The 9480-nt window shown below is 38.9% G+C and carries 7 protein-coding genes; 3 read left to right on the top strand and 4 right to left on the bottom strand.

From position 1 onward, the window contains the following. Window positions 1–133: 133 nt before the first annotated feature. Entirely contained in the window at window positions 134–322 is a 189-nt protein-coding gene (locus tag Q0541_RS08860) for a helix-turn-helix domain-containing protein (RefSeq protein ID WP_298908447.1), read from the top strand. 801 nt (window positions 323–1123) lie between these two features. Here Q0541_RS08860 and Q0541_RS08865 read toward each other — a convergent pair. Both Q0541_RS08865 and zwf read right to left on the bottom strand, forming a co-directional pair. Next, a complete protein-coding gene (locus Q0541_RS08865) occupies window positions 1124–1600 on the bottom strand; it encodes a hypothetical protein (protein WP_298908448.1) in 477 nt (158 codons plus the stop codon). A gap of 658 nt (window positions 1601–2258) precedes the next feature. Next, window positions 2259–3791, bottom strand: a complete 1533-nt coding sequence (gene zwf / locus Q0541_RS08870) for a glucose-6-phosphate dehydrogenase (RefSeq protein WP_298908449.1) — start codon at window positions 3789–3791, stop codon at window positions 2259–2261. 723 nt (window positions 3792–4514) lie between these two features. Between zwf and Q0541_RS08875 the strand changes: the two genes are divergently transcribed. Continuing rightward, window positions 4515–4673, top strand: a complete 159-nt coding sequence (locus Q0541_RS08875; protein ID WP_298908450.1) for a hypothetical protein — start codon at window positions 4515–4517, stop codon at window positions 4671–4673. Window positions 4674–4738: 65 nt separating this feature from the next. Continuing rightward, window positions 4739–5944: an AIPR family protein gene (locus tag Q0541_RS08880; RefSeq protein ID WP_298908452.1), complete on the top strand. Its 1206-nt coding sequence runs from the start codon at window positions 4739–4741 to the stop codon at window positions 5942–5944. A gap of 986 nt (window positions 5945–6930) precedes the next feature. Here Q0541_RS08880 and Q0541_RS08885 read toward each other — a convergent pair. Beyond that, window positions 6931–7629: a type 1 glutamine amidotransferase gene (locus Q0541_RS08885; RefSeq protein WP_298908455.1), complete on the bottom strand. Its 699-nt coding sequence runs from the start codon at window positions 7627–7629 to the stop codon at window positions 6931–6933. A gap of 60 nt (window positions 7630–7689) precedes the next feature. Further along, window positions 7690–8283: a TetR/AcrR family transcriptional regulator gene (locus tag Q0541_RS08890; protein WP_298908458.1), complete on the bottom strand. Its 594-nt coding sequence runs from the start codon at window positions 8281–8283 to the stop codon at window positions 7690–7692. Between the last annotated feature and the right edge of the window lie 1197 nt (window positions 8284–9480).

A 9480-nucleotide genomic window follows, 5' to 3' on the forward strand; every position in this document is an offset into this window, starting at 1 on the left:
TTATTAGCGATCGCACCTTTTTTGTCCAACCTCACAAAATCGCGTTGCTCCCTTTAACTTAGAGATCAGTCACAGGGCTGAATACCTGTCTAAAAGTCTCAATCAGGCTCGTACTGATTTTGAGAAAGAACGATTGCTTCTTCTGTGGTGGATAAAAACAGGACTTGTAACACCGGATCAGGAATTAAGCCGCATGTTGGGGAGAGATGGCTCAACCGTAACACGCTGGTTGCAAAAGTATCGACAAGAGGGACTAGGGAAACTGTTAGAGGTGAAAGCTTCCCCTGGAGCAACCCGGAAGATACTCTTGACAGATGCGTAAGCGGTTGCAGGAGAAACTCGAATGTCCTTAAGGGTTGAGCACCTTATATTAGGGAAAATTGTACAGTGGCTGAAGCCGGAATTTGATTTAGAAGTCAAATATCAGGCTGTTAGACAAAACTGTGCATCTGTATTATCTCGTAGTCTTTTTCAGAAATCAAATATGATTCCTATATGGCCTCGATACTTCAGGGATCAAGCATCTGTACATCTTGATTTGGCGTTGTCTTGGCCACATCTGTTGTAGGGGCGGCCTTGCACCCCTACCGTGTGGTCTATTTATCTGAAAATAACTGTAATATCAAGTTCGGATAAATACCTATAATATCTGTAGGTTGGGGAGCCACTGCGTTGGGCGGGTTTCCCGACTTAAAGCAAGTGGCGTTTGAGGAACAAAACCCAACATTAACAAGGAGTAAATGTTGGATTTCACTGACTTCAACTCAACCTACATTGATAGATTTTATTATAAGTAATCACCCGAACTTGATATAACGCTCTTCCATCACTCTGGTCAAAGAAAAATCTCAGCCAATTTTTAAACAAGAAGCACAAACTGGGTTTTGAGCTTTATTTTCTAACATTATAGCTATAATTATCTATTTTGGCTGAAAGTCTTATGGGGCAAGGATTATTGTTTTTTTCTTTGGAGAGAGTGATGAAAGAGCGATAAGACAAATTTAACAAATTATCTTTTTATAGGTAAATAGTATGATCACAAAAGGGTTTCATGACTAATTACTAAAATCTTCACCTCAAGCTCAGATCTGGCATATTTTATAACATGAAGGCTAATCATAGCTCAATTTGAAAATTGATTTTTATTAGTTGAAAAATTCAATTCCTTTTGAATGCTTTTGGCATCATTATACAGATTTATCACTCTATAATCATTACTTGGACAGCTAATATCTGGAGATTTTTGTCCTTGATAAATGATTTCAGTTGATGTCCCAAACGAAACAGATTTTGCACATGGCTTATATTGTAATTTGGATAGTGGTTTAGCTGCTAAAATATCATTAAAAAATTTAGTAGCTGTGTTGACTTTAATTTCACCTGCACCTTTCCTATTGCAAACAGTATAAGTTGCTTTTCCTGACGGCAAGACGCGAATTATATACTTACAAGTATTCGTAGACCCTCTATTGATAATAAGTCCTGGCTCTTGAGTAGTTGGAGTTTGTGCAAGTATTTTCAGAGAAAAAACACATAATGGTGTAACTAGCAATACTGAAAATAAGCTAATTTTGTATAAGTTAAAAATTTTCACTGTCACCTCACATTGATTTTTTTAGTTATCTAGAGAAATTTTAACTTCTTTAAGAAATATTATTACAAAAATTAATTAATACTTGATTAAAACAAATTAAATTTATAAACAGTACAGTTATTATACAGAAACTCTAGGTAATTTTTTAAATCATAGTTGATTTTATACTTTATTATATATCATTATTGTGTCAATTTTGTGTCATAAATCCATAAGATTTTCATGTGGTATCCTGATTGAAGTATGCTCTGTCAATGAGGATAGCACCGCTGTTAGGGCAAGCAAGGGAGCTTTGGCTAGTTGTTCCGTAGAGAAGTCAGTTATTTGGAAATTGACATTGAGTGGTAAATTTGTCAAGAAGTAGTATTTTTCAAGATAAATGCATTTTGAGCAGGTGAAACTGGTAACATCCTCGTTTTAGTTTGCATTTCCGAGTGAAAACATAAGAGTCTTGAGATGAGGGGGCTAGCACTGTTAAAGTATATTGTTTGGTTGTTACCCAACAGTTGGGGCGTATTGAACTTAGGTCTGATTCATTAACAGCTTTCCTGTTAGATAAGCCGTTGCCGAGGTAAATAAGAGAAAATTAATGGGGCATCCCTTCCACTTCAAAGAAAGCCAAGTAAGTATGGATGCCAGCAATATTTCTAGTAAGAATTATGGGTCAATCCGGGAGCCACTGCCGACCATCGCGCACCAACAAATCATCTGCTGCCAATGGTCCCCATGAGCCTGCTGTGTAGTTGGGAAAGTTTTCAGGTGACGTGGTTGCCCAAGCCTCCAGAATGGGGCTGACAACGCTCCAGCCCAGTTCTACGTTGTCTGAGCGCTGAAACAGAGTCGCATCACCGATCATGCAGTCGTAGAGCAAGGTTTCATAGCCAGTACTTGGAATCTTGCCAAAGTAGTCATTGTAGCAAAAGCTCATTTCCACCGCATCCATCGTCATGGCGGGACCAGGCACTTTTGCGCCAAATTTGAGGTGAATTCCTTCCTTTGGTTGAATGCGGATGGTCAAGAAATTGGGCGTGAGACGATCAATTGACGTTTGGCGGAACAATAGTGAGGGTACTTGCTTAAACTGAATTGCAATTTCTGTGACGCGTTGAGCTAGACGCTTGCCGGTTCGGAGATAAAACGGCACCCCTGCCCAACGCCAATTGTCAATGTTCAGCTTTAAGGCAGCATAAGTTTCAGTGGTAGAGTCGGAGGCAACTCGTGGTTCTGAGCGATAAGCAGGCACTTGAGTATCCTTCACTATTCCCGCACTATATTGTCCCCTTACAGTGTCAGTTTGCACAGTTTCAGCAGTGAGCGGAATTATGGACTTCAATAGTTTTGACTTTTCATCACGCACCTCATCAGCTGAAAACGAGATCGGTGGTTCCATCGCCGTCATTGCCAGCAGTTGAAAAAGATGGTTTTGCACCATGTCCCGTAATGCGCCTGTGCCTTCATAGAAGTTGCCTCTGCCTTCGACTCCAACCGTTTCGGCTACAGTAATCTGTACGTGATCAATATGTTCACGATTCCAAATTGGTTCAAACAAGCCATTACCAAACCGAAACACTAAAATGTTTTGTACAGTCTCTTTTCCCAGGTAGTGATCAATGCGGTATATCTGTTTTTCCTCAAGGACAGCACCAATGGATTTATTGAGGGTACGAGCCGAGTCCAAGTCGTGCCCAAATGGTTTCTCGATGATGACTCGCCGCCATTGATTGTTGTCTTCGCGCACCAATCCTGCCGCACCCAGCTGCGTAATAATGTCGCAAAAGAAGTTAGAGGCAGTTGCCAGGTAGAACAAATAGTTTCCCTGAGTGCCATAGTCTTGATCGACTTGAGTGAGTAAGTCTTGCAACTGATGGTAAGTGTCAGCTTCTTGAAACTCACCGGCAAGATAGTACAGTCGTTGCTCAAGCGGTTGCCAGAGATGATCCTCTACGGGAACCGTTGCAAACTCATGAATGTCTTGAGCGATTTTGCTGCGAAAATCATCCTGGCTCATTGGAGTGTGTGCGACTCCAATGATAGCAAATTCTTGCCGCAGCAAATTGCTTTGTTTGAGATTGTAGAGGGCGGGAAGCAGCAGACGCTTGGTTAAATCTCCCGCTGCTCCAAAAATAACGATCACACAAGGTTCTGCCGGACGGATTAAGGCTTCAACAGGAACCTTGGGCGTGGTAGCAGCCGTCATGATCTAAATCTCCGTATGTTCTTTAAGATATCCACCAAACTATAGCGCATTGCAGACAGCAGTTTGTCTGCAAACTCACCTTCACCTCTGGAGCTTAATTATTAGTGGAGTGCAGTAGTAATCGTCCACTGACCTTCTCCAGAATCAAACACCTGATGTAGAAGTTTTAGGTAATAGTGGCGAATGGTGAATTAGGTTAAGTCCTGTATAAATTCATCAAGACAGCAAAAAACTGGGTTAAGGAAAGAATGAGTTAGGCTTTAAATTTGCTCAAAATACGCTTCTGTTGAAACGGTGTAGCACTTGGCAGTAATCTTAGGCAGAGGACGTATAATAGGTTAAAACTCTATAGAGAGTCAGGGTCTGCTAGCCTGCTCGAACAAAAAAGAGTCGCTGACGATTGAAAACCATTTCACTGGATGTGCGCGATCGCTAATTAAAAAAGAACTATTTGACCCAGAAGAAGGTTGTCTGATCTCAAAACCAGCCGTAACCTTTTCATTCTGACTGTAATGGTACACCTAACGGCACTACAAACGCGCAACGATAGGTTATAACGCAAACAGCAGAATACTAACATTAGTACGGAAATTCTACCAGCAGAGGTTTGAACGCGAGGATATTTTAAACTTGTTAGCTTTTGTAGACTGGGTATTGACACTCCCTTAAGATTTAGAGCGAGACTTTCAGCAGGAAGTAGAACAATTGGAGGCACAGCAACGTATGCACGATGTCACTTTTTTTGAACGCAGTGGTATTCGGTTAGGACTATTAGAAGGGATTGAGTTAGGCTTAAAACATTCTTACAGGGCTAGAAAGGTGAGTAACTTAGAACAGTTGTATCAAATTTTCCAATCGCAGACAACCGATGCCCGGCTTTGAGTTGAGCGCCCAATTTTCCCATCCCTGACTCCACAAGCCCAAAACGAATTTAAGGAAAATAAACTATGCCCAAGACTTGGAATATAAAGATAGATAACTATTTTCAAGCCAACCCCAATTGCATCATCGCCACCGCCCATGTAGACACATTCCCGACCGATCTTCCGTTAGAACCGAACATCAGAGAACCAAACCGCAAAAGTGCAACATACAGACAAATCTTCGACTCAATAACGACTCAACCTGAAAAATTTTTCTCGCGTCACAGTGGAATAGTCTTGTCAGCAAATAAAGTTAAACCTAGCAAAAATAAAACCTCACTGGAACTAGAAGTTTTAGAAGCTAGTGAGGGGGGAAGTGATGGAATTATTAATGGCGCTCACACAGTTTTAGCGTTCGAGAGTGCTAAAAACTATAAATACAACCTAAGCCTTGCTAGGGTAAAAGTGACTATCCACATCGGACTGCTAGAAGATGAAGCTAAAGATATAGCCTTGGCTTCCAATACCACAACACCAGTAGATTCACGTTCTAAAGTGAATGCTAGAGGAGATTACAAATTTCTCAAGCAGTACTTAGCCAACTTAGAAATCGCAAAAGATAAAAAATTCCGCATTGCCTATTACCAAAATCAAAGCGGCGCTCCCAGAAATGCCCAGTGCAATGTGAATCATTTGCTGAAGTTGATTAACTGCCTTGATAGAAATAGATACAACCCTGACGGAAATAAACGAACCAAGCACCCGACAGGTATGAGTATCCCCTCTAAAATCACAGATCCAGAAAGGGAAAGATTAACTATTCTTCTGCCTCTGCTTTCTCAAGCCTTGTGGATAGAGCAAAGACTTTACGAAGTTATCCACGAGCATATTAGCAACCCTAGAAAAAAGGGTGTCAACGATTTAGCATCAATAGATACCCGCAAAAATACCCTTCTGCCAGACAGCAAGTATTCATTTGGGTTTGGTGCGCCAACCGACTTGGCACTACCAATAATTGCATCCTATCGCGTATTTTTGGATAAAGACTATAAATGGATTCTGCCGTTTGAGGAATTCGCCGAGGATTTTCTGCAACACTTGTGGATAAACTATTATCGTAAATACTTGGTATCAGAAAAAATAGCAGGAAATACAGTGGGTACAAAAATCAGTCGCAACCAAGAAATTTGGGAAAGTTTGTACATTTCGGCGCAAAGTTATCTCAATCAGCACTTGATGAAAATGGTCAACTCCAATAAGCGTGAAAAATTAACGCTGACATCAGGCTAAAAACAGTGTTAGCTTCCGTGCACAAATAGAAGCGATCGCTAGCTTCGGGAGAGATAGAATCAAGAACTTGTTTGAGACCAAATAATATTGGTACAAGTAAAGCATTAGGTATTTTTTCTAGACTGACTTGCTTTTTTATCTTGTAGGACATTAATCAGCAGGTTTAAAAACAACAATTCGGACTCTGAAAGGTGATTTTCTAAGATAGTTTAATACAATAAAGGTAACATTTTCAATAGATAGGTCTTCTTGACAATAATTCACCTATCTTTTTTACCATAATTCGGTCAAACCTTTGCAGCACTTGGAATATGAGGCGCGTGTCGCCCTTTCAAGGATGAAATTGAAAGACAAATTCAGTGCCTTACCAATTCTAGACATGAAAAATTTCCCAATCTAGGTAGATGGTTTATCAACATTTGTTGTGGAACTACCTAATTTTTAGTCAAAGTTTCTAAAATATTTTGACTGTAAAATCATTAATATTAATTATTATCATGTACCTGAAATTCATTACAAAGTGCAAAGTTTTTCATGAATATTTAAGGGGGTAAGAGGTGCCTCTTACCCCCTTAAAATGATTATCATTATTGTTAAAATGTGGGTTTTTGATTTTTAGTAAATAATTTATTTTTTGGAAGTCCCTGAATATCGATTTTTCATTCCAAATAAGATGAATTGCAGTAAATGATTGAAAAAACATCAAGTAGGTCTTTAGGTTTTTTTACCACATAAAGACGAAAATGTCAATCCCACCCCTTGACTCAGTTTAGTAATTTTGAACTTATTTGTGTTTTGGGTGAACCCTAAAACTACCGTGTCAATGACGGTTTGAGATGCGCTTTCCCGCAGGGTAAGCTGCGCCTACGTTCCTCAAACGCCAGTTGCTACAATGAAGGAAACCCCCGCAACGCACTGGCTCCCCAACCTAACATCAGTTTTATTTTTGAGCCATAACTGAACTGTATTGCGTGATAAATAATAATTTATTTCATAAAAGTAGTAAAGTACTCTAAAATTCCATACATGGCAGTATTTATATTACTAAAATTATCATCCCGTGCCAGCATTTCTTCGGGTTTCTGAATATATTTACCTGCAACTAATTCCGAAACGCAATTTTCAATAATTTGCCGAATGCTGTCTTTAGTTGATTCTAGGTGAAATTGTAAACCTAATACTCTATCTCCATAAATGAAAGCTTGGTTTGGACATACTTCACTATATGCTAATCGTACAGCACCCGAAGGTAAGTCAAAAGTATCACCATGCCAATGAAACACAAACAAAGACGTAGGAAATGAAGCAAAAACAGGGTATTTTTGTGCTTCTGTTGTCACTTCAATCGGATACCAACCTATTTCTTTTTCTTGACCTTTGTAAACCTTGGAACCTAAAACATCAGCGAGGATCTGCGAACCAAGACAAATACCAGTAACTATTTTATTCTTCTTGATTGCTTCTTTAATAAAATGTTTTTCTAACGTCAACCAGGGATACTTATCATCCTCGTAAATATTCATCGGGCCACCCATTACTATCACCCAATCTAGGTCATCAACAGATGGTAAAGTTTCACCGTTATAAAACTTAGTTGCAGTGAGAATATAATCTTTCTTTGTCGCCCACTGTTCAATGCTAGCAAGTCCTTCAAATGGCACATGTTGCAAGTAATGAATTCTCATCCCTGACTGCTCCGAACTTAGTTGCAGTGTGATTTTTTACATTAAATCATATAATAGACTTCATGTAACGCCGGATTTTGATGCAGTCTGGATTAGTGCTACCGCCACTTTTTTCGCCTGTGAAGCGGTTGACCAACTTCCTTCCATCATCGCAACCACGATCGCACCTTGCACCAACAGAAGCAGTTGCCTAGCTAACTGTTCCGGTGATGAAACTTCTGCGGATTGAGCAAGGCTCTTGATATAGCGGTAAATCGATTGTTGATGTTCTAATGCTACCCGATGTCCAGGATGGTCAGCATTGGCTAGTTCCACTGAAGCATTAATGAATGCACAACCTCGGAAATCTGGACTCTCAAACCATTCCCGCAGGGCATCAAATATTGCCAGTAGTTGTTGAGATGGGTTAGAAGCTTGTTCCTCAATCGTAGTTTTGAGCCATTCGCACCATTGTATATCCTGTTGTTGCAGCCACGCTTCAATCAATGCATCTTTTGACTTGAAATGATTATAAAGCGACATTTTAGCAACGCCAGATTCCGCAATGATTCTGTCAATACCGACGTTGCGAATTCCCTCTCGATAAAACAAGCCTGATGCTGTATTTAGGATGCGATCGTGAACAGATTTACGAGGTGTTTTTGGTTTAGTCATTTAGATCACATCCTTGATTAACATGTAATTTTTAAATACTTCATCAATAATACTGACAAAGATTTTTCTAATTTCAGGAGTGTTTAAACCTGAAGCTTGACTATATTTTTGAAGTTAAGCTGTAAAAGTGTCAAATATTTCACACTTCTGTTAGGCTTTTACATCATAGCCATTATATACAGTGTAATAATCAGAAATAACTACACCGTTATACCTTAATTTTCAACTCTATACAATGATGTGTATCACCAGGATAAATTAACAAGAATTGAAAATTTGAAAACACCCTTAACCATTCTTTGATTCCTTTTAAAGACCAGGGTGTTTCATCCATATGGATGTTGAATTAAGTTTGTTTTATCCAGTTGCTTAGAGCGTAAACACTGTTATCGATTGCTTATTCTATTCTTTCATTCGCCAAAGCTTCGATTCTTTTTAAGGACTTAAGGAAAAACTATCTGTAAAGAATAAAGGGTTTATCCCAAAAGTGATTGATGAACTGCAAGCAGACCAAAGTCCCCCCGAACTCCGGAACTGCTACCGATCAAGTACTTTCACAATCCTCCAGAGACTTGTGGAGCAAGACCATCAGTTCATCAAATCATTGGTTAACTTATGGGATTTGGCTTTTTCACTAGAGCGCAAGTGCTTGGAGATCCTTTGTGCTTTAGCGATTTAGATTCCCTATAAATCAAGAATATCATACATCTGGCCAAATTACTTGCGCTGATCAATTAATTTACAAACAGTATTCGTGGTTACAATTAGTCATCAGCTAGAGAGCTGGAAAGCTAATAATTGCGTTATTCTGTTGTTTCGAGTTGAGCAAATATCGCTGATTTCTCCAAGCTAAACATCAAGAATTTAGATAGAAACTCAATCATTTATCTCTTTATTTATAGTTAGAATAGTCTGTCTATTGAAACTACTAAAAATATTATATATATCAGACATTTAATTATTTATAATTTAGACAGAACTGTCTATTTATAACTGATTTATCTCTATTTTTCCAATATTTATTTATGTGATTGTTACCAGATTGACTATTATTAATTAAAAAGGTTGATAGGATTTTGAAATCAAGGAAGTCAAACAAGTTTCTTGATCAAACCAAAGACATAGAAGAATTTATCTTCTTATCAGCTTATTGCACAAGGAGCAATCAGCCATGCCAATGAAGTTGTTTAAGTGCGA

It is taken from the genome of uncultured Nostoc sp. (assembly GCF_937863485.1).
Taxonomy (GTDB): domain Bacteria; phylum Cyanobacteriota; class Cyanobacteriia; order Cyanobacteriales; family Nostocaceae; genus Nostoc.

Bases quoted from the DNA above. Each gene is read 5' to 3' on its own strand.
- zwf (WP_298908449.1), bottom strand. From the start codon at position 3,791: ATGACGGCTGCTACCACGCCCAAGGTTCCTGTTGAAGCCTTAATCCGT.
- Q0541_RS08875 (WP_298908450.1), top strand. From the start codon at position 4,515: ATGCACGATGTCACTTTTTTTGAACGCAGTGGTATTCGGTTAGGACTA.
- Q0541_RS08880 (WP_298908452.1), top strand. From the start codon at position 4,739: ATGCCCAAGACTTGGAATATAAAGATAGATAACTATTTTCAAGCCAAC.
- Q0541_RS08885 (WP_298908455.1), bottom strand. From the start codon at position 7,629: ATGAGAATTCATTACTTGCAACATGTGCCATTTGAAGGACTTGCTAGC.
- Q0541_RS08890 (WP_298908458.1), bottom strand. From the start codon at position 8,283: ATGACTAAACCAAAAACACCTCGTAAATCTGTTCACGATCGCATCCTA.